The organism is Stenotrophomonas testudinis (assembly GCF_024499815.1).
Lineage (GTDB): Bacteria > Pseudomonadota > Gammaproteobacteria > Xanthomonadales > Xanthomonadaceae > Stenotrophomonas.
The window spans coordinates 1-24,870 of the sequence record NZ_JAMOKY010000044.1; the positions used below are offsets into that span (position 1 = coordinate 1).

The following is a 24,870-nucleotide window of genomic DNA, read 5'->3' on the forward strand; positions in this document are numbered from 1 at the left end:
CGCTGGGGTGGGGCGCGGGGGGGGGGGGGGGGGGGGCGGGGGTGGGGGGGGGGGTGGGGGGGGGGGGGGGGGGGGGGGGGGGGGGGCCGCCCGCCCCCCCCCCCCCCCCCCCCCCCCCCCCCCCCCCCCCCCCCCCCCCCCCCCCCCCCCCCCCCCCCCCCACCACCGGCATCCCTTTCCCAACCATGAGAAAATGCCCCGCATGAACACTGCTACCTCCCCGCAGGCGCGCGGTTCCGGCCGCCGGACCCTGGTGCTGCTGTTCGCCGTGTTCTTCGGGGCGATGGCGCTGGCCGCCGTGCTGCGCTTCACCGGCTGGCAGCCCACCGGGCACCGCAATGCCGGGCAGCTGCTGCAGCCGCCGGTCGACCTGCGCCAGCAGGCGCCCACCCTCGCCAACGGCCAGGCCTACCCCTGGAACCCCGAAGCGCGGACCTGGCGGTTGCTGGTGGCCCCGGCTGGCGTCTGCGACGCGCAGTGCGTCACTTTGTCGCAGGGACTGGGCAAGGTGTGGCAGCTGTTCGGCCATAACGCCGATAATGTCGAGATCCTGTGGCTGGGTACGCCACCGGCGTCGATCGCCTCGCTGCCCGCGCTGCGGCCGCTGGCCCCGTCGCCAGCCCTGCGCGCGGCCCTGCCGGGCGTCGATGATCCGGCGGGACTGCCGGTCTACGTGATCGATCCGAACGGCTTCGTGATCATGCGCCATGCTCCCGGTTCCGACCTGGGTGGCCTGCGCAAGGACATGGCCACGTTGCTGAAACTGAAGTGAGTCCTGTTTGATGAGCCTTTCCGCGCGTCCGGCGCTGCATCGCAACTTCCACCGCCTGGCGTGGTTCGCCATGATCATGACCGCCAGTACGATCATGTTCGGCGCCTTCGTCCGCCTGTCCGATGCCGGCCTGAGCTGCCCGGACTGGCCGACCTGCTATGGCCAGGCCACCTGGCCGCAGCACGTGGAAGAGACCATCGGCCACCCGGCCGCCGAGATCCGCCCGCTGGAAACCCACAAGGCCTGGCGCGAGCAGGTGCACCGCTTCCTGGCCGGCGCGCTGGGCATCGAGATCCTCACCCTTGCCCTGCTGGCCACCCGCAAGCGCCGCTTCGGAAGCACGGCAGTGGTGACCGCCTGCGTACTGGTGGCCGCCGGCATACCGCTGTACATGATGGGCTGGCACGGCACGGCCAGCATCCTGGCGCTGACCGGTGAGGCGATCCTGCTGATCGCCGCGCTGCGCTGGAGCAACATCGACCTGGCGCGCGCTGCGCTGCTCACGCTGGCAGTGGTGATCTTCCAGGCCCTGCTGGGCATGTGGACGGTGACGCTGCTGCTGAAACCCATCGTGGTGATGGGCCACCTGCTGGGCGGCATGCTGATGTTCGCGCTGCTGGTGTGGATGGCCTGGCGTGCCACCCACCTGCCGATCACCCTGGCCGAAGCGCCCAAGCTGAAGTGGCTGCTGCGCATCGGCGTGGCGGTGCTGGTCACCCAGATCGCCCTCGGCGGCTGGGTCAGTGCCAACTATGCCGCGCTGGCCTGCGGCGGTGGCAGCGCCTCGCTGGACAACTTCCCGCGCTGTGCCAACCAGTGGTGGCCGCAGCACAACTTCGCCGAGGGCTTCACCCTGTGGCGCGGCATCGGCGTGGATTACGAAGGGGGCGTGCTGGATGGCGCTTCGCGCATCGCCATCCAGATGGCACACCGCCTGTTCGCGATCGTCGTTGCTGCCTACCTGCTGTGGCTGGGCCTGCGCCTGTTCCGCGTGCCCAGCATGCGTGGCTGGGCCAGCGCGCTGGTGGCGCTGCTGGTGCTGCAGGTCACCCTCGGCATCCTCAACGTGAAGCTGGCCCTGCCGCTGGAAGTGGCCGTGGCCCACAACGGCGTGGCTGTTGCCTTGTTGTTCGTACTGATCAGCCTGCTGGCCCGCCTGCGTGCCCCGGACTGATTCCATGTTTTCCAGATATCGCCAGTACTGGGACCTGACCAAACCCAAGGTCGTGGCCCTGATCGTTTTCACCGCCCTGGTCGGCATGGTCCTGGCAATTCCGGGCGTGCCCAGCTGGGAGCAGGTGCGCGCCGGTGCGCTCGGCTTCCTCGGCATCTGGCTGGCCGCCTCGGCCGCTGCGGCCATCAACCAGCTGCTGGATGCGCACATCGATGCACAGATGGCGCGCACCTCGTGGCGCCCGCTGGTGGTGGGCAAGGTCAAGCCGTGGCAGGTGCTGGTGTTTGCCGGCGTGCTGATCGTGCTGTCGATGGCGATCCTGCTGCTGTGGGTGAACTGGATCACCGCGGTGCTGACCTTCGCCTCGCTGATCGGCTACGCGGTGATCTACACCGTGTACCTCAAGCGCGCGACTTCGCAGAACATCGTCATCGGCGGCCTGGCCGGCGCGATGCCGCCGATGCTGGGCTGGGCGGCGATCACCGGCATGCAGGGTTCGTCGGACTGGGCGTACTCGTCGCTGCTGGTGCTGATCATCTTCATCTGGACGCCGCCGCACTTCTGGGCGCTGGCGATCTTCCGCCGCGAGGACTACGCCAAGGCGAAGATCCCGATGCTGCCGGTCACCCATGGCGTGGTGCACACGCGCAAGCAGATCATGGTGTATTCGGTGGTGCTGGCGCTGGTGTGCGTGGTGCCCTACCTGGTGGGCATGAGCGGCCCGTTCTACCTGGGTGGCGCGATTGTGCTCAATGCCGTCTTCCTCTGGTACGCCTGGCGCATGCTGAACCCGCCGGACGAGCTGTTCTCGATGAAGATGTTCCACTACTCCATCGTGTACCTGATGGCGCTGTTCGCGTTCCTGCTGGTGGACCACTGGATCCTGCCCTGGATGTGAGGCGCCGACTGTAGAGCCGAGCCCATGCTCGGCTGAGGGTCGGATCCCCGAAGGGGCTCTGACCCCCGCCTGATCGCGCGGACATCCACGCATGGCGTGGATCACCTTGAACCGCCGTCTCGGCGTCGCCATTGCTGTTCCTGACCCCAGGGAAAGGAAGCAGCAGGGATGCATTCGATCTTCCGTTGGACCACCTCGCTGATGCTGGCGCTGGGCATGGCCGTGACCGCGCATGCCGACGATACTGCCGCGCAGATCCGCCAGCACACCGCCGACCACCGCATGCTGGTGCTGGGCGAATTCCACGGCACACGCGAGACACCGCTGCTGGTGCGGCAGCTGGTGGATGACTACAGCCGCAACGGCGCGCCGGTACTGCTGGCGCTGGAACTACCGCGTGCCGAGACCCCCATGCTGCGCGATTACCTGGCTTCCGATGGCGGGACCGCTGCACGCCAGCGCCTGCACGGCCGTGCGTTCTGGACCGTACGCGATGACCAGCACGATGGGCGTCGCAGCCGCGACATGCTGGCGCTGATCGAAGACCTGCGCGCGCTGAAGGCACAGGGCCGCGTTATCGACCTGGTTGGCTATGACGTGGACAACAGCGATGGCGGCAACCAGGCACGCGATGACCGCATGGCGGCCGAGCTGCGGCGGCTGTACCGGCGCCTGCCGGAGGGCGCGCGCATGCTGGTGCTGACCGGAAACGTACACGCCATGCTGCAGCGGCCGGCAGGTGCACCGCCGGAAATGCAGACACAGCCGATGGCTTCGCTGCTGCGGGATCTGGATATGTACAGCGTGCGGCTGGAAGCGCAGCGCGGCCATTTATGGGCCTGCCTGGACCGCTGCAAGGCGTTGCCGATACGCGATCAGCCGGCGCGCGGGCCTGAGGTCGATACCGATGCCGGGCGCGAGTACGACCTTTGGGTCTGGATGCCGGAACTGAGCGTCGGCACGCTGGACCAGCAGTAGATCCACGCCATGCGTGGATGGGGGTTCCCGCCGAACCCGGTGCATTCGATGTCGGCTTCTGCTCGCTGGGTGCGGCACTTTGCCAGGTAACCAAGCTGTCACGCCGTAGGGACTTGCCGCGCTGCCAACGTGCCGCGAGCGATGGGTCACAGATACGTAGTTGCCCGCCCAACGGCGCGATCCAAACTGGATACACAGGACTGGCGAGATGACTCGCATTTCTGTGGAGCAATCAATGAGAAGCAATGTTTCTCTGCCCATCGTTCTAGGTGCCGCACTTGCGTGCCTTGCGGGTAATGCGGCAGCAGAAGTAAAAGCACTGAGTCGGGCCAACTGCATTGGATTCATCAACGAATCGGTGACCTACGAGCGGCCCCAGTTTCGCAATTTTCAGGGATCGGCCGTAACCAGGCACGTTCCACTCGGGGAACATTGAGCCGAAGCATGCCTTCGGCGCGCGTAACAACGGACTCTACTCCTGGCGCTTTTACGCAGGTGATGGCAGTGATCCAGAACGAATGGTTGTTCACGGATATCACACATGGGTGCTGGGCGGACGCGTATTTACGCAATCCACGAGTGCGGTCGATCGCCAACTTTCGGAGTGGTGAGCATCATGAAGAGTGTTTGTTTTTTTGCCCTCTCGCTGGCGATGTCGATGTCAGCCCAAGCATCCCAGGATGAACCTGTTCCCAATGCGGTAGGGAACTGGCTGCACCAACGCGCCATGCAGGCTGCAATGCAGGAGGCCTCACCCATGGGAAGATCGTCCGCCAGTGTGGGCAGCTACCAGATGGTGAAACTGGCAGACCTGGACGCCCCTGAAGAGGTGAAGCAGCAGCTTCGCGTGGACATCGAACGATCCAACGGTGTCATGCAGGTTGCAGCAGGGAACATCCCAACACAGGCGGCAATGCTGGCTGCCTTGCCCCGCACCCACCGTTCGGCATCGAAACTACGCCAGCGCCTGGCGCAGCCACCCAGTACGCTGGAAGGCAGTCTGCTGGGACCGGCGGAGCTGATCGGCATGGAGCCCAGTGGCAGGCTGGATGGAGGAACGTCTTCGTGCTTGAGCCGCTTCTACCGGTTGGAGGGTGTCGGCATCGTGGAGTTCAGCGAGAACAACTTCGTCGCTGCGGGCATGCAGATCGAGGTCATCGCGGAGGCGCAGAACACCAGGGTGAATGGCGCGCCCGCATATATCGGGAAGACCGTGGATGGTGCCGGCCGTACACGCGTGGAGCTTACCTGGACGGGGGGCAGCAAGACCTACAGTCTTATCGCCACGGGCGAGAAGGGGAGTGACGTGGAGCGTAATGCCCGAGTGCTGCACGACATCGCAGCAGCCATCGTGGATTAGCGGCGGCAACCAGCCGAGCATGGGCTCGGCTCTACAGTAGATCCACGCCATGCGTGGACGGAGTTCCCTCAAAAACCCGCGCGCCCAATCAGGGCGCGCGTTTCGCATACCGCTGCGCGATCACGCCGCAGACGATCAGCTGGATCTGGTGGTAGATCATCACCGGCAGCACGATGGCGCCCAGGCTGCCACCGGCGAACAACACCTTGGCGATCGGCACGCCGGTGGCCAGGCTCTTCTTCGAGCCGCAGAACACGATGGCGATCTCGTCCTCGCGGTTGAAGCGCAGGCGGCGGGCGAGGAAGGTGATGAGCGGCATCGCGATGCCCAGCAGCACGGCGGCCACCACGGCCACGGCGAACAGGGACAGCAGCGGCGTCTTGCTCCACAGCCCTTCGGTCACCGCTTCGCCGAACGCCGAATACACCACCAGCAGGATGGTGGCCTGGTCGGTGTAGCGCAGCAGCGCACGCTGCTTTTCCACCCAGCCGGCAATCCACGGCCGCAGCAGATGGCCGGCCACGAACGGCACCAGCAGCTGCAGCATGATGCCGCCGATGGCATGCAGCGGGTCGTGCACGCCGCCGGAGGTACCGGCCAGCGCGGTCAGCAGCAGGGGCGTGAGGAACACGCCGAGGATGCTCGACAGCGAAGCGCTGCACACCGCCGCCGGCACGTTGCCGCGCGCCATCGAGGTGAACGCGATGGACGACTGCACGGTGGAGGGCAGGGTGCACAGGAACAGCACGCCCAGATACAGCTCCGGCGTCAGCAGCCAGCCCGACAGCGGCTTGAACAGCAGGCCCAGCAGCGGGAACAGGATGAAGGTGCAGGCGAGGATGGTCAGGTGCAGCCGCCAATGCAGCATGCCGCCGATGATCGATTCGCGCGGCAGGCGCGCGCCATGCAGGAAGAACAGCGCGGCGATGGCCACGGTGGTGACGTCGTCCAGCACGATGGCGGCGGCGCCCTTCATCGGCAGCAGCGAGGCCAGGCCGACGGTGCACAGCAGGGCGAGGGTGAAGTTGTCCGGTCGCAGGCGCGACCACCAGCGGGTCATGGTGGGCAGGCTCCTCGTTACAGGGGGTCAGGGAGGGGAGGTGGGTGCGGCCAGGCGTTGCCGGGTGGCCGCTTCCAGTGAGGTCAGGCCAGCGCGCTGGCCCAGCTGCAGGGCCTGCTCGGGGCTGGCGTGTTCGTAGCGGGCATTGACCAGGCCGAGCACGGCGCCAGCGCGGTTGCCCGAGGCGCAGTGCAGCAGCACCGGGCCCTGGCTCTGCTGCAGTGCCTGGTGCACAGCGCGCACGTTGGCCGCATCCAGGCCCTCGGCGCCGGCCACCGGGATGCGCACGTAGCGCAGGCCCAGTGCCTCGGCCTGGGCAGTCTCGTCGAAACCACGGTCCTCGCCGGGCTGGCGCAGGTCGATGACGGTGCGCACGCCCTGCGCGGCGAGCGCCTGCAGCTGCGCGGCACTGGGCTGGCCACCGGCATACAGGCCGGGACGGACTTCGTTGAGCGGCGTGTCCCCGGCCCAGGCGGGCAGGGTCGTGCAGAGTGACAGCAACAGCAGGCAGATCAGGCGCAGCAGCATGCTCTCTCCGTGTGTGGGGCTGCCGCTACAGGCGCAGGGTGGCGCGGGCCTTCAGCAGTTCGCGCAGTTCGTACTTGTCAGTATCGTCCAGGCCCTGCTGGCGCTGCTTTGCCAACAGCTCGTCCAGACGTTGCACCAGCAGTTGTTTCTCCAGCTGGGCCACAGCGTCGTGCAGTTCCTGGGTCCACATCGCTTCGTCGCCGGGCATGGTCTGCGCGGCCAGCGTGTGCAGCGAGGCCTGTTCTTCGCGGCCGTCGAAATGTTCCAGCAGGGCGCCGGTGCTGATGTCCGGGCGCTGTTCAACCAGGCCCAGCAGTTCCAGCAGCAGCTCCACGCCGGGCAGGCGCAGGCCCTGGAAGTGGTGCTTGCCGCCCAGGCTCATCGCCAGCGAGGGCTGCTGCAGCAGCACGGCGATGGCGCCGCGTACCAGGCTGCGCTTGGCGATGGGCTGGATCTGACGCGCCGGCGCGCGCTGCGGCATCGGTGCGCGCGCGGCCGCGGCGTTGCCACCACCGAGGCCGGTCAGCTGTGCCAGCTGCTGCTTCATCAGGTCGCCGAAGGCGCCATCGGGAATCTGCGCCAGCATCGGCTTGGCCCGCTCGGCCAGGCGCGCCTTGCCGTCCAGCGTGCCCAGGTTGATCTCGCGGGTCAGTTCATCGAAGAAGAACTGCGACAGCGGCGTGGCCTGCTTCAGGCGGTCGTTGAAGACCTCGGCGCCTTCCTTGCGCACGATGGTGTCCGGGTCCTCGCCATCGGGCAGGAACAGGAAGAACGCCTGGCGGCCGTCCTTCATGCGCGGCAGTACCGATTCCAGCGCCTTCCAGCCAGCGCGGCGGCCGGCGGCGTCACCGTCGAAGCAGAAGAACACGTCCGGCGCGTTGCGGAACAGCAGCTCGGCGTGGTCCGGCGTGGTGGCCGTTCCCAGCGTGGCCACCGCCTGGGTCACCCCGAACTGGAACAGCGAGACCACATCCATGTAGCCCTCGACCACGATCAGCCGCTCGATCTTCTGGTTGGCCTGGCGCACCTGCCACAGGCCGTACAGTTCGCGGCCCTTGTGGAACAGCGCGGTTTCCGGCGAGTTGAGGTACTTGGGGCCGTCGTCCTTCTCGAACACGCGACCACCGAAGGCGATGACGCGGCCACGGCGGTCGAAGATCGGGAACATCACCCGGTCGCGGAATTTGTCGTAGACGTGGCCGCGGTCGTTCTTGGAGAACAGGCCGGCGCGGTCGAGCAGCTTCATCCGCCGCTCGTCCTTGCCCAGCGCATCGCGCAGGCCGCTGTAGCCGTCCGGCGCATAGCCGATCTGGAAGCGCGCGCGGTTTTCCTCGTCCACGCCGCGGCCATCCAGGTAGGTACGCGCCTTCTCGCTGCCTTCCAGGTTCTTCTGGAAGAACTTCGTCGCCGCATCCAGCGCCGAGTACAGTTCGCGGCTGTCGTCCTGCTGCTGGGCGTTGCGCGGGTTCTCGCTGCGTGGCACTTCCATGCCGGCGCGCTTGGCAAGTTCATCCACCGCATCGAGGAATTCGAGGCGGTCGTAGTTCATCAGGAAGCTGATGGCGGTGCCGTGCGCGCCGCAGCCGAAGCAGTGATAGAACTGCTTGGTGGGCGAGACCGTGAACGAGGCCGAGCGCTCGTCATGGAACGGACAGCGCGCCGCGTATTCCTTGCCCTGGCGCTTCAACGGCACGCGGCTGCCCACCACCTCGACGATGTCGGAGCGGGCCAGCAGGTCGTCGATGAAAGCGTCGGGGATACGGGCCATGGGCAACAGGGCAGGGGCGCGGCCAGTGGCCACGCGAGGCGGAACGATCAATCCGCCTAGTTTACTCCCTGGCGGTGACCGGACCGGCCTCTGCCGGGTCGATGCCGGCAGCGGCCAGGTGGTTGCGGGCACGCAGGCGTTCATCGATCACTGCGGTCATCAGTGCGCCGACGAAGAACACCACGGTGGCGTAGTAGATCCAGACCAGCGAGATGACCAGTGCGCCCATCGAACCGTAGGCACTGCCCGGGGCCACGGTGGCGATGTAGACGCCGATGCCATAGCGGCCCAGCGCGAACAGCGCCGAGGTGATGACGCCGCCGATGAAGGCCTGGCGCCAGGCCACGCGGCGGTCCGGCAGATAGTGGTACATGAAGGCGAAGCCGATCGCGTACAGCAGCAGGCTGGTGAGATAGCCGATGGCCGGCAGGATGGACGGCAACTGGGCGAAGGCCACCTGCAGCATGGTGGTGGCGGTCATCGACAGGATCAGCAGGAAGCCCAGCGCCAGCACCACGCCGAAAGAGAACACGCGCTTGCGCAGCCAGGCCTTGATGCCCTCCAGCCGCTCGCCGCTGGTGCGGAAGATCAGGTTGAGTGCGTTCTGCAGCTGGGCGAACACCGCAGTGGCACCGATGAACAGCAGCAGGGTGCTCCACAGCCCGGCCAGCGAGCCGACGTCTGGCTGGTTGTCGGCGTTCTTCAGCACGGTTTCGGCCACGGTGGCCGCGCTGCTGCCGGCGGCGGCGCTGATCTGTCCGACCAGGGCCTGCTGTGCGGGGGGGTACAGCGAAGCGGTCAGCCACAGCAGCAGCACCAGCAGTGGTGCCATCGAGAGCAGGGCGTAGAAGGAGACCGAGGCGGCCTGGGTGAGCACGTCGATCTCGACGAAGCGCTTGCCGACGGCCATGGGAAAGCTGTCCTGCAGGCGCTGGACGTACTTGCGTAGATTCACGGGGACAGTAGACGCGTGTTCAACCATGCCGGTGTTGTAGCAGCCGGGGGTCGAAGGCGTGGTGAAGCAGACAGGCAGAGGTAGCGCCGGGCCATGCCCGGCGCTACCGGAAGAAACCCAGGCTTACGACAGCTGCTGCTTGACCAGCTTGGACACCAGGCCCATGTCGGCCTGGCCGGCCAGCTTGGGCTTCAGTGCGCCCATCAGCTTGCCCATGTCGGCTGCACCGGTGGCACCGGTCTCGGCAATGGCGGCCTGGATGGCGGCCACGATCTCGGCTTCGCCCATCTTGGCCGGCAGGTAGGCTTCGATCACAACGATCTCGGCGCGCTCGATCTCGGCCAGGTCTTCGCGGTTGGCCGCCTCGTACTGGCTGACCGAGTCCTTGCGCTGCTTGACCATCTTGTCCAGCACGGCAATGACGGCGGTGTCATCCAGCTCGACACGCTCGTCCACTTCCTTCTGCTTGATGGCGGCGTTGATCAGGCGGATCACGCCCAGCTTGTGCTTCTCGCCCGCCTTCATGGCGGCCTTCATGTCGTCGGTGAGCTGCTGCTTCATGCTCATGAGGAACCTCGTGGTGGTGGTGGGGCAGGGGCGGATGCCCGAACCCGGAAACGCAAAAAGCCGGCGACGCTTGCGCGTGCCGGCTTCGGCTCCACTGCGACAGGCAAGCCCATCGCAATGAAGATGCGTCCGATCAGTACAGGCGCTGACGCTTGGTGACGTCGCGCGAGGAACGGCGCAGCTGACGCTTCACAGCAGCGGCGGCCTTGCGCTTGCGCTCCTGGGTCGGCTTTTCGTAGAACTCGCGCTTGCGGGTTTCGGCCAGCACACCGGCCTTTTCGCAAGTGCGCTTGAAGCGGCGAAGAGCAAACTCGAAGGGTTCGTTCTCGCGGACTTTGACGCTGGGCATGGAATCTCCGGGACACAGTAGAACCGGGTCACGCCCGGCGAGCCGCACATTATAGCGGCGAATGGACAAACTGCAAGCGCCCAACCCTGAATACGGGCAAGTCGTCTGCGTGCTATGGATTCTGCCTGTCCCCCCGAGGGGGCGGCAGGGGCGTCATAATAGCAGGCATGCGAGTCCTTGGCATCGAATCTTCCTGTGATGAGACCGGCGTGGCGGTGTATGACACCGACTTGGCCGGCAGCGCGGCCTTGCGCGCCCATGCGGTCTACAGCCAGATCGCCCTGCACGCCGAGTACGGCGGTGTGGTGCCCGAGCTGGCCAGCCGCGACCACGTCCGCAAGCTGCTGCCGCTGGTGCGCCAGACCCTGGCCGAGGCCGGTCTGGGCGTGGGCGACATCGACGGTGTGGCGTACACGGCCGGCCCAGGCCTGGTCGGCGCCCTGCTGGTCGGCGCGGGCGTGGCCCGTTCTCTGGCCTGGGCGCTGGAGGTGCCGGCGATAGGCGTACACCATATGGAAGGCCACCTGCTGGCCCCGTTGATGGAAGACGACCCGCCGGAAGCCCCGTTCGTGGCCCTGCTGGTGTCCGGCGGCCATACCCAGCTGGTGGCGGTGGACGCCATTGGCCAGTACCGCCTGCTGGGCGAGACCCTGGACGATGCGGCCGGCGAGGCTTTCGACAAGACCGCCAAGATGATGGGCCTGCCGTACCCGGGTGGCCCGCAGCTGGCCAGGCTGGCCGAGCAGGGCACGCCGGGCGTCTACCGCTTCGCGCGGCCGATGACCGACCGCCCGGGGCTGGATTTCAGCTTCTCCGGCCTGAAGACCCAGGTCCTGATGGCCTGGCGCGACAGCGACCAGAGCGAACAGACCCGCGCCGACATCGCCCGTGGCTTTGAAGATGCGGTGGTGGAGACCCTGTCGATCAAGTGCGAGCGCGCGCTGGAAGCGGCCGGCACCAACGTGATCGTGGTGGCCGGCGGCGTTGGCGCGAACAAGCGCCTGCGCGCCCGCCTGCAGCAGATGGCCGAGCGCCTGGGCGGCCGCGCCTGTTTTCCGCGTCCGGCGTTGTGCACCGATAACGGCGCGATGATCGCCTTCGCCGGCGCGCTGCGCCTGCAGGCCGGCCAGCACAACCCGCCGAAGGTGGAAGTCACCCCGCGCTGGGACATGGCGACCCTGCCGGCAGTGTGAACCTCTGTCTGTAGAGTCGAGCCATGCTCGACTGCTATTGATGCAGTCGAGCATGGCTCGACGCTACAAAGACGGTGATGTAGTCGGGCATGGCTCGACGCTACCGGCAGGAACCCAACGGCGATGCCGCCAGCACCGTTGTCGCTCGCTCATGGCGCTGCAGCCACGCCAGGGTGTGCGGGCAGCGCGCATGGATCAGCCGTCCGATCGCGGCCAGGTCAGCACCGATGTCGCGCTCGAGGATGGGTTCGTGGTGGGCGATGCGGTTGCGCAGGTGACGGATGCGGTCGAGGTCGGCATGGATGGAACGACGCAGGACGGACAGCGGCACCGAGGGTGCGTGTGGCAGCGCCAGGCCCATGGTCCCGGCCCAGATCGAATGCTCGAACCGCCGAGCGAACAACTGCTGCCAGAAGCCGAATCGCAGTTTGGCGATGACCTCCGGCACATCCCGCGGAGCTCCAGCGCTGCCGCGGACATCGCATAGCGAGGCAAGCGCGCCTTCGGCAGGAAGGCTGCGCAGTAGCGCTGGATGCCAGGGCCAGCGTTGACCATAACGATGCACCAGCGCCGTAGCGGCTGCATTGCGGATCACGACTTCGCAGATGTGCAACGGTGGAAGGAGAGCACCACACATCTGCATGTTCCAGGCATAGAGCGTGGCTGGATCGGCTACGCAACGAGACGCGATGCGCTCGTAGGTCGACCATCTCTGGCGGGATAGCGCTGCCTGCAGGATCCTGCTTTCCTTCATCAGCTCACTCCGAGGGGATGTGGCTTCACCTTGACTCTGGGAACGAGGCAGGAACATCAGGAAACGGCGGCATGCTCGTCAGTGTTCTTTGTGAAACGGCTCGGTTTTTCACCCGACTGTTTGCCTTGACGCATTTGCCAATTGACTGGGCCGGGTGGCACTCCTAACCTTGCGGCGTGTGCTCCGGGACTCGCGGCTGGATTCCAGCTTCCCCTGGGGACGTTGAGAGGTACCAAAGGGCCCCGCTAGCAGGGCCCTTTGTCTTTCCCGCCCTTGCCGCACCCCACCCGCACCGCCGCCCGTTCCGGGCAGGCTCACCGCCGTGCCGTTACCATGGCCGCCTGTATCCGGCTGGTACCTGCAATGGACAAGGTTTTCATCGAAGGGCTGACGATCGACGCCCTGATCGGCATCTACGACTGGGAGCGGCGGATCCGGCAGGACCTGGTGTTCGACCTGGAAATGGGCTTCGACAACCGCCGCCCGGCCGCATCCGATGACATCGCCCATACCCTGAATTACAAGGCGGTGAGCAAGCGCCTGGAGCAGTTCGTGCGCGAATCGGACTTCGGCCTGGTCGAGACCCTGGCCGAGCGCTGCGCGCAGATCGTGCTGGACGAGTTCGACGTGAAGTGGCTTCGCCTGAAGCTGAGCAAGCCCGGTGCGGTGCGCGGCGCGCGCGCGGTGGGCGTGATCATCGAGCGCTCGCGCGCCTGACCGGTCGTGCCGGCCGCTGGCCGGCAGCCTCAACCCCAACAGAAACAAAGAAGGAGACAACCGATGGTGGATGCGGTGGTGGCGGTACAGTGGCTGGAACAGCTGCAGAAGACACTGGAACCCTATCCCGGCGCCTATCTGGCGTTGATGATCACGGCGCTGCTGGTCGCCGCCGGTCTGGCCAACTGGGTCACCAAGCGCATCCTGGTGCGCGGCCTGCGGCGACTGCTGCAGCGCCTCCCGGGTGCCGAATCGGGGCGTGGCAGCCACCTGATGCGGGTGATCTCACGGCTGTCGAATGTAGTGCCCAGCCAGGTGATCGCCTCCGGCGTCGCCCTCATTCCTGATCTGCCGCCGGGCCTGGTCAACGTCATCGTCAAGCTGTGCATCGTGTGGGCCGTGCTTACCCTGGCCATGGCCTTCTCGCATGCCCTTGATGCAGCCAACAGCCTGTACGAGCGCAAGCCAGACGCGCGCAACAAACCGATCAAGGGCTACCTGCAGGTGGTCAAGATCGTGGTCTATGTGGCAGCCGGGTTGTCCATCGTTGCCACCCTGCTGGGGGTGAAGATTGGTCCGCTGGTCACCGGCCTGGGCGCGGCCACCGCGGTGCTGATGCTGATCTTCCAGGACACCATCCTGTCGCTGGTGGCCAGCGTGCAGATCAGTGGCGATGGCCGCGTTCGCCTCGGCGACTGGATCGAGATGCCCAGCCAGAACGCCGACGGCGATGTCATCGATATCGCCCTGCACACCATCACCGTGCAGAACTTCGACAAGACCATCACTACCATCCCGACCAAGAAGCTGGTGACCGAGTCGTTCAAGAACTGGCGCGGCATGCAGGAGGCCGGCGGGCGCCGGATCAAGCGCGCGCTGTACCTGGACCAGCACAGCGTCGGCTTCCTGGGCGCGGACGAGCTGCAGCGGCTGGGCCAGTTCGCCCTGCTGGGCGACTACCTGCGTGACAAGGCGCAGGAGCTGGAGCAGTGGAACGGGCGCCTGCGGGAGCAGGGCGTGGCCGAGGTCAACAGCCGCCGGGTGACCAACCTGGGCACCTTCCGCGCCTATGTGGAGCGCTACCTGCGCAACCACCCCGGCATCCATCAGGACATGACCCTGCTGGTGCGCCAACTGCAGCCGACCACCGAGGGCCTGCCGCTGGAGCTGTACTGCTTCACCCGCAGCACCGCCTGGGGCGAGTACGAGGCGGTGCAGGCGGACATCTTCGACCACCTGCTGGCGATCCTCCCGGCCTTTGGCCTGCGGGTCTTCCAGGCCTCCAGCGATGCCATGTTGATGGCAGGGCAGCGCGCACTGGCCGGGTCAGAGTAAGCTCCACCCTCGCGTCCGCCCCCGTATGGACCGCCCAGACTGTGGGCGGGCGCACGAAACTGAATGACGAAACCTCTCGCCAAATGGCCCGGGAACGCTAGAATGCCGGGCTTGTAAACGTTTTCATAAGGACAGCTGGTGGCCTCCGATCGCATCGAATCCCTCATTGCCCAGATGACCGTCGAGGAAAAGGTCGGCCAGCTGGGTGTCTTCGCGGACATGGTCCGCCCGTTCGCCCCGGACGTGAACCCGGAAGCCAACGTGCGCAACGCCGACCAGGTGCTGCAGCAGGTGCGCGAAGGCAAGGTCGGCTCGCTGTTCAACGGCGTGGGCGCCGAACTGGGCCGCCGCATCCAGCAGGTCGCCACCGAGGAAAGCCGCCTGGGCATCCCGGTGATCCTGGCCGCCGACGTCATCCACGGCATGCGCACCGTGTTCCCGATCCCGCTGGGCGAAGCCGCCAGCTTCGAGCCGGACCTGGCCGAGCGCACCGCCCGTGCCACCGCCGTCGAGGCCACCGCCGCCGGCCTGCACTGGACCTATGCACCGGCCGTGGACATCGCCCGCGACCAGCGCTGGGGCCGTGGTGCAGAAGGTGCCGGTGAGGACGTGGTGCTGGGCTGCGCCTTTGCCGCCGCCCGCGTGCGTGGCTTCCAGGGCGGCGACCTGCGCGCCGCCGATTCGCTGCTGGCCACGCCCAAGCACTTCGCCGCCTATGGCGCGGTGATGGCCGGCATGGAATACAACATGGTGGACATCTCGCCGCAGACCCTGCGCGACGTGCACCTGCCGCCGTTCAAGGCCGCCTTCGACGCCGGCGCCATCACCGTGATGTCCTCGTTCAACGACATCAACGGCGTGCCGGCCAGCGCCAACGCCGAACTGCTGACCGACATCCTGCGTGGTGAGTGGAAGTTCCCGGGCGTTGTGATCTCCGATTACACCGCCGACATGGAACTGGTCGCGCACGGCTATGCCGCCGACGACCGCGACGCCACCGCCAAGGCCTTCACGGCCGGCCTGGACCTGAGCATGCAGAGCGGCTTCTACGCCGAGCACCTGCCGGGCTTGGTCGAGAGCGGCGAAGTACCGATGACCGTGCTTGATGAAGGCGTGCGCCGCATCCTGTGGCTGAAGGAAACCATCGGCCTGTTCGACGATCCGTACCGTTCGCTGGACCCGGCGCGCGAAGCGGATACCTCGCACATTGCCGCACATGACGAGCTGTCGCGCGATGCCGCGCGCCGTTCGATCGTGCTGCTGAACAACCGCGACAACGTGCTGCCGCTGCAGAAGACCGGGCAGAAGATCGCCCTGATCGGCCCGTTCGTGCAGGACCGCGAGAACATCGAAGGCTGCTGGACCCTGTTCGGCGACAAGCAGCGCTACGTGGACCTGGAAACCGGCGTGCGCGCCGCCATCGGCGATGAAGCGCTGCTGGAAGTCGTGCCGGGCAGCGAGCTGGAAGCCGCGATTCCGGGTGGCACCGAAGCGGCCGTGGCCGCTGCGCTGCGCGCCGACGTGGTGGTGCTGGCCCTGGGCGAACCGCAGCGTTACAGCGGTGAAGCGCAGTCGCGCGTGGAAATCACCCTGCCGCCGGCACAGCAGGCGCTGGCCGAGGCCGTGGCGATGACCGGCAAGCCGCTGGTAGTGCTGCTGCGCAATGGTCGCGCGCTGGCCCTGCAGGGTGCGGTGCGCAATGCGCATGCCCTGGCGGTCACCTGGTACCTGGGCACGCAGACCGGCCATGCCGTGGCCGATGTGCTGTTCGGCGATTACAGCCCGTCCGGCCGCCTGCCGGTCAGCTTCCCGCAGGTGTCCGGCCAGCAGCCGTACTTCTACAACCACCCGCGCACCGGCCGCCCGGAACTGCCCACCATGTCGGAGTTCAAGGCACGCTGGCGCGAGATTCCGAACGAGCCGCTGTACCCGTTCGGCCACGGCATCGGCTACGCCACGTTCGCCTACGGCGTGCCGCAGCTGAGCGCGGCCCAGCTGGGCTGGGACGACACCCTGACCGTGACCACCACGCTGACCAACACCAGCGCCGTGGCCGGTGAGGAAGTGGTGCAGCTGTACATCCACGACCGCGTGGCCAGCCGCGTGCGGCCGGTGCGCGAGCTGAAGGACTTCCGCAAGGTCGCCCTGCAGCCGGGCGAGTCGATTGAAGTGAGCTTCAGCCTGACCCGCGAGCAGCTGGCGTTCACCGGCCGCGACGGCGTGCTGCGTGCCGAGCCCGGCCAGTTCGACCTGTGGGTGTGTGCCTCGTCGGCCGCCGGCGAAGCCGTGCAGTTCGAGCTGCTGAAGGCCTGATCCCGGAGTGGTAGCGCCGGGCCATGCCCGGCGTCCTCACTCATGGCAAACACGCCGGGCGTGGCCCGGCGCTACCATCGGACCTTGATCCGATGGAGTCCGCGCCATGCGCAAGATTGCTTTCCTGATTCCGGCCCTGCTGCTGGCCGCCTGTTCGCAGCCGGCGCCGCCGGCCGAGCCTTCTGCCGACGCGCCGCCGCCGATGACCGGTTCCACGCCGGCCGAAGCTGCCGCAAGCACCACGCCCGATGCCGCTGCCGCACCGCAGGCCGCCGACGCGACCGCAACCGCTGCACCAGCGGCGCCAAATGACGTTTCTGGCACTGTCGAACCCGCTGCAGAAGGCGACGTGCATGCGCGCATCGACGCCGTGCTGGGTGATTCGGCGCAGTACGAAAAGGTCTTCAATGCATTCAAGACCGCCGTGGTCGGCGGTGACCGCGCCGCGGTGGTGGAGGAAGTGCGCTTCCCGCTGAACATCGCCGGTGGCAAGAAGATCACCGGTCCGGGCGAGTTCCAGCGCAACTACGAAAAGATCATCACCCCGGCAGTGGTCAAGGCGATGTCCGAGCAGGAGTTCGGCAAGGTCTTCGTCAACCAGCAGGGCGTAATGATCGGCGATGGCCAGGTGTGGTTGACCGGCGAGTGCCTGGACAAGGCCTGCGCCCGTACCGAGGTGAAGGTCGGCACCATCCAGTAAATGCAGACGGCCCCGCGTGATGCGGGGCCGTTGGGTAGGGGCGATGCCGGCCAGCGGCCGCCACTACCGGGGTCAGGCTTTCGGGGTCAGCTTCAGCAGGCGTGCCTTGCTGCCGTCTTCCAGCAGCCACAGTGCGCCATCGGGGCCCTGTTCCACTTCGCGGATGCGCTCGCCCATGTTGAAGCGCTCTGCTTCGCGCGCGTTCTCGCCATCGAAGGCCACCCGCACCAGCGAGGTGGAGGACAGGCCGCCGATGAAGGCGCTGCCCTTCCACTGCGGGAAGAGGCTGCCGCTGTAGAACATCAGGCCGGCCGGCGAGATCACCGGGTTCCAGGTGACCTTCGGTGCGGCGAATTCCGGACGGGTGTCGTGGTCGGGAATCGGGCGACCGTCGTAATGGTCGCCGTTGGAAACGATCGGGTAGCCATAGTTGGCACCACGCTGGATCAGGTTCAGTTCGTCGCCGCCGGCCGGGCCCATTTCCTGGGCCCACAGCTTGCCGTTGGCGTCGAAGGCGATGCCCAGTACGTTGCGATGGCCCAGTGACCAGACCTGGGCAGCGACGCCGCCCTGCGAGGCGAACGGATTGTCCGCCGGCACGCTGCCATCGTCGTTGAGGCGGATGATCTTGCCGAGGTTGCCGCTCATGTCCTGGGCCGGATCGAACTTCTGGCGTTCGCTGGAGCTGATCCACAGCTTGCCGTCCGGGCCGAAGGCGAGGCGGTGGCCGTAGTGGCCCTGGCCGCTGACCTTGGGGGTCTGCCGCCAGATCACCTTCAGATCCTTCAGCGCGCCGCTGCCATCGGCATTCAGTGCCAGGGTGGCGCGCGCCACGGCCGCACCGCGGGTGTCGAGCGTGCCTTCCTCGGCGTAGCTGACGTAGACCACGTTGTTGCGGGCGAAATCAGGATGCAGGATGACATCGCCGAAGCCGCCCTGGCCGCCGTAGGCCACCTTCGGCACGCCGGTGATCTCGTGCTTCTGGCCGCTGGCCAGGTCCAGGTGCTGCAGCTTGCCGCGCTTTTCGGTGACCAGCAGGCTGCCATCGGGCAGGAAGGTCATTGCCCACGGCTGGTCGAAACGGCTGACCTCGGTGGCGGTGAACGGGCGCTGGTCGGCGCTGGTTGCTGCCGGGGCGGTCTGGGCGGCCGCTGTCGTATCGGGGCCGGCCGCGCTGCAGGCGGTGGTGGCAAGGATGGGCAGCAGGCCCATGGCGAGCAGCAGGGGCGCACGTTTCGAAGAACGGGTCATGGGTATCTCCAGGTGGGGATGCGGATGGCCAAGCCCCGTTGTACACCACTGAAGTGAAGAGACGCGTGGTCCAAAGGTCCTGTCGCGCAGCGGCAGCCGAGCGCTGGGCGGGTGCTACAGGCGGTGGCCTTGCGTGCCGGATACGAAAAGAGCCGAGCATGGCCCGGCTCTACACGATCAACCGCAGCAGCAATCAGCTACCGCGTACGAGACGGGGATCGGCCACGTGGGCGTCATCCCAGCCACGACGCACTGCCGCGCGGGCCTGCTCCCATTCCAGGCGGCTCGTACCGCGTTCACTGGCCCAGCGGCCCTGCAGCTCGGCCTCGACCTGCTCGTAGGCGCGGATGATCTGGTCAGCCCGCGTTTCCTGCGCACGCGCGGCATGGCCGATGCGGTAGGCGGGCTCGTAATCGTCAAAGAGCAGGGTGTCGTCGTAGTAGGGCTCAGCGGTATAGCGATCGCGCCAGTAGTCGGTGAAGGTATCGCGCGGGGTGCTGTCATCCGGCACGCGGCCGGGAATCTGGTAGTCGGGCATCGGTCAGGCTCCGTGTGGGGACGAGGCTTGATCGTGCACATGTGCCGGTTAACCGCCCGGGCCGGTTGCGTGAAGATCAGGTCGCGTCGGCCTTGCGCGGCAGCTTGTAGATCACCGCGCCAATGGCGAAGGCGACCAGCGCGGCGGCGATGTTCTGCCAGCTGGCACTGGCGAACAGCGCCACGCACAGCACCAGCGCCAGCACCGGAATGAGCGGGCCACCGGGCAGCTTCAGCGCGCCCGGCCGGTCTGCGTAGCGCTTGGCCAGAACCAGGACCGCCGCGGCCGTGCCGATGTAGGCAAACAGGCGCGTGGTCATCGACAGCAGGGCCAGCTGCACGAACGAGCCGGACAGGGCCAGGCCCAGCGCGATCAGCCCCTGGCAGAGGATCGCCGCGGCCGGCGTGCGGAATCGCGGATGCACCTGCGCCAGCACCTTCGGGCCGTAGCCATCGCGGGCGAGGGCGAACAGGAAGCGCGGGCCCATCATCATCGTGTTGCTGTTGGTGCCGAGGATGGAGATGGTCGCACCGACGGTGAGGATCAGCGCCAGCGCTTCGCCACCGAAACCGGCCGCGGCATCGGCCAGCGGCGTAGCTGAACTGGCCAGGCCGGCCAGCGTGCCCTGCGCCACCAGCTGCACCGCACCGTAGATGACGGTGACGGTGACGATCATGGTGATCAGCGCGAACGGGATGTCGCGGCGCGGGTTGCGGTATTCACCTGCGGCGGCCGGGATGTTTTCGAAACCGGCATAGGCGTACAGCAGCAGCAGCGCGGCCTCGCCCATGCGCTGCAGGTCATGCGGGTCCGGGCGCTGGCCGGAGAACGCCAACTGCGGGTCGATGTAGAACGCGCCGATGGCCACGAACAGCAGCAGCGGCAGCATCTTGCCGATGACCAGCACGATGCCGGTACGCGCCGCAGAGCGCACGCCGATGATGTTGACCCCGGTGAGGAAGCCCAGCGACACCACGATCACCGCGACGCGGCCCATGCCGGCGCCGGCCCACGGCCAGAAGCGCGCGACCGCATCGGCCAGCGCATTGCTGAGCGCGGCGGCCGAGCTGATGCGGGTCAGCCAGATCATCCAGCCGATCTCGAAGCCGGCGAAGCGTCCGAACGCCTCGCGCGCATACAGGTAGCTGCCGCCGGGTTCATCGAAGTAGCTGGCGGCCTGCGCGTAGCACAGCACCAGCAACGCGACGACGATGCCGGCGGCGACCACGCCCCACAGGCTGAAAGGACCGAGCAGGGCGACGGTGGCGGCGGGCAGCAGGTAGATGCCGCTGCCGACCACATCGTTGATCGACAGGCCGACGATCTGCCAGCGGCTGACCGCGCGTTGCAGCTGCGGTTCGTCCTGGGCGCTCAAGGGCGTGCTCCGGTCAGTGCGGGCAGCTGCCACTGCGCCTGCAGGCGTGCGTACTCGGCGCGCGGCAGCAGTACGAAGCGCGGCGTGTCCTGCGGCCGCAGCCAATCCAGCAGCGCCTGCATGCGCGCCTGCGGCATGGCCGTGCAGCCGGCGGTGGCCTCACCGGGCTGGCGCCACAGGTGGGCGAAGATGCAGCTGCCCTTGCCGGGCTGGTTCTGCGGGTTGTGCGCGATCACGAAGCCTTCCTGGTAGCGCACATCGCCCTTGCCGTGCAGGTCCAGCCGCATCGGTTCGGTGGAGCCTTCCACGGCGGCGCGGCCGACCTTGGCCGCATCGACGATGCGGTTGTAGAACGGCGAGGCCGGCACATCCATGCAATAGCTGCTGTCGAGCATCGGCTGGTAGGCCATCGCGGTACCGGGGCGCGTGCCGGCATACCCGAACGCACTGCCCAGCGCGAACACGCCGGCCGGGCTGCGGCCATCGCCTTCCTGCTTCTGCGGGCCGTCGCCCTGTGCCGGGTGCAGGCCCAGGCCCCAGGCACTGCCGCTGCGGCCCAGCGACACCGGGAAGGCCGTGCCCTGCGCGCGCCAGCCCTTGCCGTCGCGCACGAAGGCCTGTAGCTGGCCCTGGGTACTGTCCCAGCCCTCGCTGGTGACCACGATCAATTGCCGCGCGCCATCCAGCGGCGCCGCGTGGAGGGACAGCGACGCGGCCAGCAGCAGCGCGGCGGTGACAAGGCGGGACAGCGGCTTCATCAGCAGGCGCTCCGGTCAGGAATCCAGCAGGTGGTCGATCCGTTCCAGGTTCACCGCAAGTTGCCGCTGGCGATCTGGATTGGCGTGGCAGAGCAGCACGAACAGGAAGTCGAGCAGGGCATGCATGGCGCTACGGTACAGCAGCTGCGCCACCTGCGGCGTGCGGTCGTAGGCGCATACGCCCAGCGAGGCATCGGCGTGCGCGCGCAGCGGGTTGGCGGTGTGGCGGGTGATCGACACCACCTTGCCGCCCATGTTCTGGAACTGCCGCGACAGCTGCGAGAGCTGCGGCAGGTTGCCGTATTCGGAAAACACCAGCAGCGCATCACGCGGGCGTGCCGCCGACAGGTTGGCCAGCAGCAGCACCGGATCGGTGTGCGGCACCACCAGCAGGCCGAGCAGGGACAGGCGCATGGCGAATTCGCGCGCGAACAGGCCGTCATCGCCCAGCCCGTACACGAACAGCTTGGGCGCGCCGTCCAGCAGCTGCACGATGCGTTCGATCTCCTCGCGCGGGTTGGCCTGGCGGGTTTCTTCCTCGGCCTGGGCCTTGCTGCGGCGCAGGGCATCGCCCAGGCGCAGGTAGTGATCCGCTTTGTCCGGTTCGTCCGGCGCCTGCTGCGGATCGGCACCGGCGCGGGCCACGTCCTGGCCGATGGAGTACTTCAGGTCCGGGTAGCCCTTGAAGCCCAGCTTCTGGCTGAACTTGACCACGCTGGACTGGCTGATGCCCAGCGCGCTGGCCAGCTGCTGCGAGGAGTAGTCGCGCAGCAGGTGGGCATTGTCGAGGATGAAATCGGCGATGCGGCGTTCGATGGCCGACATCTGCCCGCGCTCGGTTCGGATTTTCAGCAGGGGCGGCATGCGGGGTGTCCGGGGGGCGGGAGGCGTTCTGTGGCGTGGGCAACGGCATCCACGCATGGCGTGGATCTACTGCGGTGCGGCCCTTGTAGAGTCGAGCCATGCTCGACTGCGCGGGTCAACCCAGCATCTCCAGGCCGCGCACTTCGGTGATGCCCAGCCCCGGTACGTTGCTGATGCTGATCTCCGATTCGTTGAAATGCACGCCGCCGCTGACCGGATCGAACTGGCCCAGCGAGGGACCGTCCAGGTCGACCTTGGTGATCACATCGCTCTTGGCCACGGCCAGGTGCACGGCGGCGGCCACGCTGATGCTCGATTCGATCATGCAGCCGATCATGCACGGTACGCCGTAGATGCCCGCGATGTCGGCGATGCGGATCGCGTTGGACAGGCCGCCGGTCTTCATCAGTTTGATGTTGATGATGTCGGCCGCGCGCTGCTGGATCAGGTCCATCACCTGGCTCGGGCTGAACACGCTTTCGTCGGCCATCACCGGTGTGTTGACGCGGTCAGTGACGTACTTCAGGCCGGTGATGTCGGCGGCCTTCACCGGCTGTTCCAGCAGCTCCAGCACCACGCCGGCGTCCTCCAGCGTGCGCATGGCGTGCACGGCCTGCTTGGCGGTCCAGCCCTGGTTGGCATCCAGGCGCAGCAGGGCGCGGCCCTGCACGGCGGCATGGATCGCCTTGACCCGCTCGATGTCCAGGCCGATGTCCTTGCCTACCTTGATCTTCAGCGACTCGAAACCGCGCTCGATGGCCGACAGCGAATCGGCCACCATCTTGTCGATGTAGTCCACGCTGATGGTGATGTCGGTGGTGATGACTGGATCGCCACCGCCCAGCATCTGGTACAGCGGTGCGCCGTGCAGCTGCGCCCACAGGTCGTACAGGGCGATTTCCACCGCCGCCTTGGCGCTGGTGTTGCGCTCCATGGCGGTCTGCACCAGCGTGCACAAGTGGTTGAGGTTGACCACGTCCTGGCCGACCAGGCGCGGGGCAATGAAATGGCGGATCGCTTCGATGATCGAGCCGTGGGTATCGCCGGTGATGACCGCGGTGGCCGGTGCTTCGCCGTAACCGGTATTGCCGGTGTCGGTACGGATCAGCACCACCACGTCTTCCACGGTTTCCACCGTGCGCAGGGCGGTCTTGAAGGGGGTCTTCAGCGGCACGCGCAGCATGCCCAGTTCGATGGCGGTGATCTTCATTCGGCAGTCTTGGCCCGCAGGCGCTGGATGTTGGTGATGCGGTCGATGTAGCGGACGGTGTCGCTGGCCATCATCGGCTCCAGCGGGGTGACCGAGACACCATTGAGGTGAGCCTGCACGCGCGTGCCGTCGGCACCGTGCCAGCTGCCGCCCGCCGTATCGTGGATGACCCAGGTGCGGCCGTCGACGTGGCCGATGGCCATCATCACGTGGCCGGGGATGTAGACCAGATCGCCCACCTGCAGGTCGGTCACGGCGCGGTCGCGCGCGGCCTTGCCAGTCTTCTCGGTGAACGGCAGGCGGTCAAGCGCCGGGCTGACCGCCTGCGCGCTGGTATTGCGCGGCAGCAGCACGCCGAAGCTGCGGTAGATTTCGGAAACAAACCCGCTGCAGTCGCGGGTGTCGTAGTCATGGCCCCAGCCGTAGCGTTCGCCGAGGAACTTGAAGGCCTGCTGCAGCAGCAGGCGCGGGGTCAGCGCCAGGTACTCGCCGGCGGTGTCCTGCGAGCGCGGCAGCAGCGCCGGCACCAGCTTCAGCTGGCCATCGGCCTCGCGCACCGGCAGCTGCACTACCCACGCGGCATGCGCCTGCTGGCCGTTGACCGGTGTGGCCGCGGGCCAGTCGGCCAGCACCGGCAGGCGCACGCCCATGTCCAGCTGCAGGCGCGACACGCGCGGCTCTTCCGGGGTGAACGCGGTGTGCGCCACCGCGCCGGTGACGATGCGATACGGGCCCTGCGCGCCGTAACCGAGCACGCTGGCCCTGTCACCCGTGGCCACCGACTCGGCTTCGATCCACGCGCTGTAGCGTTCGCTGTGCACGAACAGCCAGCGGCCGTCGGCGCTGCGATGGACCACGGCGACCTTGTCACCGGGGAACAGCGCCGATTCCTGGAAGCGGTCGATATCGGTATCGCCGGTGCTGCTGAAGACGCGCTGGCGGGTCGGGAAGGTGCGCAGTGCCGCGCGCTTCACCACCAGACCGTACTGCGGCGCCGCCTGTGCGGCGATCGCCTGCAGGCCGAGGTTGGCCTCGATCGACGCGCGCATCGCGGCGGCGATGGGCTGGCCCTGGTCGTCGTAGAGGGGGCGTGTCGGCCAGCTCGACAACGCGGTGATGCGGGTGCGCACCTGCGCGGCGGTCAGCTGCGCGGGCAGGGCGGCGATGTCCTGGATGTGCGCATCCTGGCTGCGCATGCGCGCGTTCTGCGCGTCGATCTGCGCGCGGTCGAGGATCGGCGCATCGGCGTTGTCCAGCCGCGCGGCCCAGTACTGCGGGGTCAGGTAGGCCTCGTGCAGGCCGATCACATAGGGCAGCGGCGCGCCGGGATCGGGCTGCGATGCGGCCTGTGCGAAGGCCGGCGCCGCCAGCAGGCACAGGGCCAGGGTCAACCGGCGCGGCCAGTGCCGGCGCTGTTCGCGGGAAGCCAGGATCATGCGCTCACACCCTCCTC

General features: G+C 67.4%; 24 protein-coding genes. 10 read left to right on the forward strand and 14 right to left on the reverse strand.

The features are described 5' to 3' along the window. Window positions 1-202: 202 nt before the first annotated feature. The 5 genes from NQ204_RS17360 (at window position 203) to NQ204_RS17380 (ending at window position 5,182) form a co-directional block, all read left to right on the forward strand. Window positions 203-772, forward strand: a complete 570-nt coding sequence (locus NQ204_RS17360) for a hypothetical protein (protein WP_116865184.1) — start codon at window positions 203-205, stop codon at window positions 770-772. A 10-nt stretch (window positions 773-782) separates the two neighbouring features. Further along, the gene (locus NQ204_RS17365; RefSeq protein WP_256644510.1) at window positions 783-1,946 is read left to right on the forward strand and encodes a COX15/CtaA family protein; all 1,164 of its coding nucleotides are present in this window, start codon (window positions 783-785) and stop codon (window positions 1,944-1,946) included. Between the two features lie 4 nt (window positions 1,947-1,950). Next, complete coding sequence (gene cyoE / locus NQ204_RS17370; RefSeq protein WP_108767502.1) at window positions 1,951-2,844, forward strand: heme o synthase; 894 nt, start codon at window positions 1,951-1,953, stop codon at window positions 2,842-2,844. Between the two features lie 168 nt (window positions 2,845-3,012). Beyond that, window positions 3,013-3,822, forward strand: a complete 810-nt coding sequence (locus tag NQ204_RS17375; RefSeq protein WP_256644511.1) for a calcium-binding protein — start codon at window positions 3,013-3,015, stop codon at window positions 3,820-3,822. A 616-nt stretch (window positions 3,823-4,438) separates the two neighbouring features. Then, window positions 4,439-5,182: a hypothetical protein gene (locus NQ204_RS17380; RefSeq protein ID WP_256644512.1), complete on the forward strand. Its 744-nt coding sequence runs from the start codon at window positions 4,439-4,441 to the stop codon at window positions 5,180-5,182. 88 nt (window positions 5,183-5,270) lie between these two features. On the opposite strand, the gene NQ204_RS17385 is transcribed toward NQ204_RS17380, so the two are convergent. The 6 genes from NQ204_RS17385 to rpsU all read right to left on the reverse strand — a co-directional run bounded on the left by NQ204_RS17385 (window position 5,271) and on the right by rpsU (window position 10,409). After that, complete coding sequence (locus NQ204_RS17385; RefSeq protein ID WP_116865188.1) at window positions 5,271-6,242, reverse strand: bile acid:sodium symporter family protein; 972 nt, start codon at window positions 6,240-6,242, stop codon at window positions 5,271-5,273. Window positions 6,243-6,269: 27 nt separating this feature from the next. Next, window positions 6,270-6,770, reverse strand: coding sequence for a protein tyrosine phosphatase family protein (locus NQ204_RS17390; RefSeq protein ID WP_256644513.1), 501 nt, complete (start codon window positions 6,768-6,770; stop codon window positions 6,270-6,272). A 25-nt stretch (window positions 6,771-6,795) separates the two neighbouring features. After that, the gene (gene dnaG, locus NQ204_RS17395; protein ID WP_164074134.1) at window positions 6,796-8,538 is read right to left on the reverse strand and encodes a DNA primase; all 1,743 of its coding nucleotides are present in this window, start codon (window positions 8,536-8,538) and stop codon (window positions 6,796-6,798) included. Window positions 8,539-8,599: 61 nt separating this feature from the next. Further along, a complete protein-coding gene (locus tag NQ204_RS17400; RefSeq protein ID WP_116865190.1) occupies window positions 8,600-9,520 on the reverse strand; it encodes a YihY/virulence factor BrkB family protein in 921 nt (306 codons plus the stop codon). A gap of 96 nt (window positions 9,521-9,616) precedes the next feature. Then, window positions 9,617-10,060 (reverse strand): GatB/YqeY domain-containing protein, encoded by a 444-nt coding sequence (locus NQ204_RS17405; protein WP_116865449.1) that lies wholly within the window; start codon window positions 10,058-10,060, stop codon window positions 9,617-9,619. 133 nt (window positions 10,061-10,193) lie between these two features. Next, complete coding sequence (gene rpsU / locus NQ204_RS17410) at window positions 10,194-10,409, reverse strand: 30S ribosomal protein S21 (protein ID WP_002808376.1); 216 nt, start codon at window positions 10,407-10,409, stop codon at window positions 10,194-10,196. 167 nt (window positions 10,410-10,576) lie between these two features. Here rpsU and tsaD point away from each other — a divergent pair, with 167 nt between their 5' ends. Then, entirely contained in the window at window positions 10,577-11,602 is a 1,026-nt protein-coding gene (gene tsaD, locus NQ204_RS17415; RefSeq protein WP_116865448.1) for a tRNA (adenosine(37)-N6)-threonylcarbamoyltransferase complex transferase subunit TsaD, read from the forward strand. 100 nt (window positions 11,603-11,702) lie between these two features. Here tsaD and NQ204_RS17420 read toward each other — a convergent pair whose 3' ends face one another. After that, window positions 11,703-12,356 (reverse strand): hypothetical protein, encoded by a 654-nt coding sequence (locus NQ204_RS17420; protein WP_256644514.1) that lies wholly within the window; start codon window positions 12,354-12,356, stop codon window positions 11,703-11,705. A gap of 363 nt (window positions 12,357-12,719) precedes the next feature. On the opposite strand from NQ204_RS17420, the gene folB reads away from it, so the two are divergent. The 4 genes from folB to NQ204_RS17440 all read left to right on the forward strand — a co-directional run bounded on the left by folB (window position 12,720) and on the right by NQ204_RS17440 (window position 17,421). Then, complete coding sequence (gene folB, locus NQ204_RS17425; RefSeq protein ID WP_256644515.1) at window positions 12,720-13,073, forward strand: dihydroneopterin aldolase; 354 nt, start codon at window positions 12,720-12,722, stop codon at window positions 13,071-13,073. A 63-nt stretch (window positions 13,074-13,136) separates the two neighbouring features. Continuing rightward, on the forward strand, window positions 13,137-14,408 hold the full coding sequence (locus tag NQ204_RS17430) for a mechanosensitive ion channel family protein (RefSeq protein ID WP_256644516.1): 1,272 nt from the start codon (window positions 13,137-13,139) through the stop codon (window positions 14,406-14,408). 138 nt (window positions 14,409-14,546) lie between these two features. Further along, window positions 14,547-16,721, forward strand: coding sequence for a glycoside hydrolase family 3 N-terminal domain-containing protein (locus NQ204_RS17435; protein ID WP_256644517.1), 2,175 nt, complete (start codon window positions 14,547-14,549; stop codon window positions 16,719-16,721). A 106-nt stretch (window positions 16,722-16,827) separates the two neighbouring features. After that, entirely contained in the window at window positions 16,828-17,421 is a 594-nt protein-coding gene (locus NQ204_RS17440) for a YdgH/BhsA/McbA family protein (protein WP_116864911.1), read from the forward strand. A gap of 72 nt (window positions 17,422-17,493) precedes the next feature. Here NQ204_RS17440 and NQ204_RS17445 read toward each other — a convergent pair whose 3' ends face one another. The 7 genes from NQ204_RS17445 to NQ204_RS17475 form a co-directional block, all read right to left on the reverse strand. Then, window positions 17,494-18,672: a PQQ-dependent sugar dehydrogenase gene (locus tag NQ204_RS17445; protein ID WP_256644518.1), complete on the reverse strand. Its 1,179-nt coding sequence runs from the start codon at window positions 18,670-18,672 to the stop codon at window positions 17,494-17,496. A 193-nt stretch (window positions 18,673-18,865) separates the two neighbouring features. After that, entirely contained in the window at window positions 18,866-19,210 is a 345-nt protein-coding gene (locus NQ204_RS17450; RefSeq protein WP_164074142.1) for a hypothetical protein, read from the reverse strand. A 76-nt stretch (window positions 19,211-19,286) separates the two neighbouring features. Further along, on the reverse strand, window positions 19,287-20,585 hold the full coding sequence (locus NQ204_RS17455; protein WP_116864908.1) for an APC family permease: 1,299 nt from the start codon (window positions 20,583-20,585) through the stop codon (window positions 19,287-19,289). Continuing rightward, complete coding sequence (locus NQ204_RS17460) at window positions 20,582-21,343, reverse strand: L,D-transpeptidase family protein (RefSeq protein WP_116864907.1); 762 nt, start codon at window positions 21,341-21,343, stop codon at window positions 20,582-20,584. The genes NQ204_RS17455 and NQ204_RS17460 overlap by 4 nt, the downstream gene beginning before the upstream one ends. 15 nt (window positions 21,344-21,358) lie before the next feature. Continuing rightward, the gene (locus NQ204_RS17465) at window positions 21,359-22,207 is read right to left on the reverse strand and encodes a MurR/RpiR family transcriptional regulator (protein WP_116864906.1); all 849 of its coding nucleotides are present in this window, start codon (window positions 22,205-22,207) and stop codon (window positions 21,359-21,361) included. Between the two features lie 115 nt (window positions 22,208-22,322). Next, the gene (locus NQ204_RS17470; RefSeq protein ID WP_256644519.1) at window positions 22,323-23,417 is read right to left on the reverse strand and encodes a dipeptide epimerase; all 1,095 of its coding nucleotides are present in this window, start codon (window positions 23,415-23,417) and stop codon (window positions 22,323-22,325) included. Then, window positions 23,414-24,853: a C40 family peptidase gene (locus NQ204_RS17475; protein WP_116864904.1), complete on the reverse strand. Its 1,440-nt coding sequence runs from the start codon at window positions 24,851-24,853 to the stop codon at window positions 23,414-23,416. Before NQ204_RS17475 ends, NQ204_RS17470 begins: the two co-directional genes overlap by 4 nt. Between the last annotated feature and the right edge of the window lie 17 nt (window positions 24,854-24,870).

What these genes read in the sequence shown, in the direction of transcription:
- NQ204_RS17430 (WP_256644516.1), top strand. Translation starts at nt 13,137, where the DNA reads ATGGTGGATGCGGTGGTGGCGGTACAGTGGCTGGAACAGCTGCAGAAG.
- NQ204_RS17420 (WP_256644514.1), bottom strand. Translation starts at nt 12,356, where the DNA reads ATGAAGGAAAGCAGGATCCTGCAGGCAGCGCTATCCCGCCAGAGATGG.
- NQ204_RS17475 (WP_116864904.1), bottom strand. Translation starts at nt 24,853, where the DNA reads ATGATCCTGGCTTCCCGCGAACAGCGCCGGCACTGGCCGCGCCGGTTG.
- NQ204_RS17385 (WP_116865188.1), bottom strand. Translation starts at nt 6,242, where the DNA reads ATGACCCGCTGGTGGTCGCGCCTGCGACCGGACAACTTCACCCTCGCC.
- NQ204_RS17365 (WP_256644510.1), top strand. Translation starts at nt 783, where the DNA reads ATGAGCCTTTCCGCGCGTCCGGCGCTGCATCGCAACTTCCACCGCCTG.
- NQ204_RS17360 (WP_116865184.1), top strand. Translation starts at nt 203, where the DNA reads ATGAACACTGCTACCTCCCCGCAGGCGCGCGGTTCCGGCCGCCGGACC.
- NQ204_RS17405 (WP_116865449.1), bottom strand. Translation starts at nt 10,060, where the DNA reads ATGAGCATGAAGCAGCAGCTCACCGACGACATGAAGGCCGCCATGAAG.
- NQ204_RS17450 (WP_164074142.1), bottom strand. Translation starts at nt 19,210, where the DNA reads ATGCCCGACTACCAGATTCCCGGCCGCGTGCCGGATGACAGCACCCCG.
- NQ204_RS17460 (WP_116864907.1), bottom strand. Translation starts at nt 21,343, where the DNA reads ATGAAGCCGCTGTCCCGCCTTGTCACCGCCGCGCTGCTGCTGGCCGCG.
- tsaD (WP_116865448.1), top strand. Translation starts at nt 10,577, where the DNA reads ATGCGAGTCCTTGGCATCGAATCTTCCTGTGATGAGACCGGCGTGGCG.
- dnaG (WP_164074134.1), bottom strand. Translation starts at nt 8,538, where the DNA reads ATGGCCCGTATCCCCGACGCTTTCATCGACGACCTGCTGGCCCGCTCC.
- cyoE (WP_108767502.1), top strand. Translation starts at nt 1,951, where the DNA reads ATGTTTTCCAGATATCGCCAGTACTGGGACCTGACCAAACCCAAGGTC.
- NQ204_RS17380 (WP_256644512.1), top strand. Translation starts at nt 4,439, where the DNA reads ATGAAGAGTGTTTGTTTTTTTGCCCTCTCGCTGGCGATGTCGATGTCA.
- NQ204_RS17440 (WP_116864911.1), top strand. Translation starts at nt 16,828, where the DNA reads ATGCGCAAGATTGCTTTCCTGATTCCGGCCCTGCTGCTGGCCGCCTGT.
- NQ204_RS17470 (WP_256644519.1), bottom strand. Translation starts at nt 23,417, where the DNA reads ATGAAGATCACCGCCATCGAACTGGGCATGCTGCGCGTGCCGCTGAAG.
- NQ204_RS17400 (WP_116865190.1), bottom strand. Translation starts at nt 9,520, where the DNA reads ATGGTTGAACACGCGTCTACTGTCCCCGTGAATCTACGCAAGTACGTC.
- NQ204_RS17445 (WP_256644518.1), bottom strand. Translation starts at nt 18,672, where the DNA reads ATGACCCGTTCTTCGAAACGTGCGCCCCTGCTGCTCGCCATGGGCCTG.
- rpsU (WP_002808376.1), bottom strand. Translation starts at nt 10,409, where the DNA reads ATGCCCAGCGTCAAAGTCCGCGAGAACGAACCCTTCGAGTTTGCTCTT.
- folB (WP_256644515.1), top strand. Translation starts at nt 12,720, where the DNA reads ATGGACAAGGTTTTCATCGAAGGGCTGACGATCGACGCCCTGATCGGC.
- NQ204_RS17375 (WP_256644511.1), top strand. Translation starts at nt 3,013, where the DNA reads ATGCATTCGATCTTCCGTTGGACCACCTCGCTGATGCTGGCGCTGGGC.
- NQ204_RS17465 (WP_116864906.1), bottom strand. Translation starts at nt 22,207, where the DNA reads ATGCCGCCCCTGCTGAAAATCCGAACCGAGCGCGGGCAGATGTCGGCC.
- NQ204_RS17390 (WP_256644513.1), bottom strand. Translation starts at nt 6,770, where the DNA reads ATGCTGCTGCGCCTGATCTGCCTGCTGTTGCTGTCACTCTGCACGACC.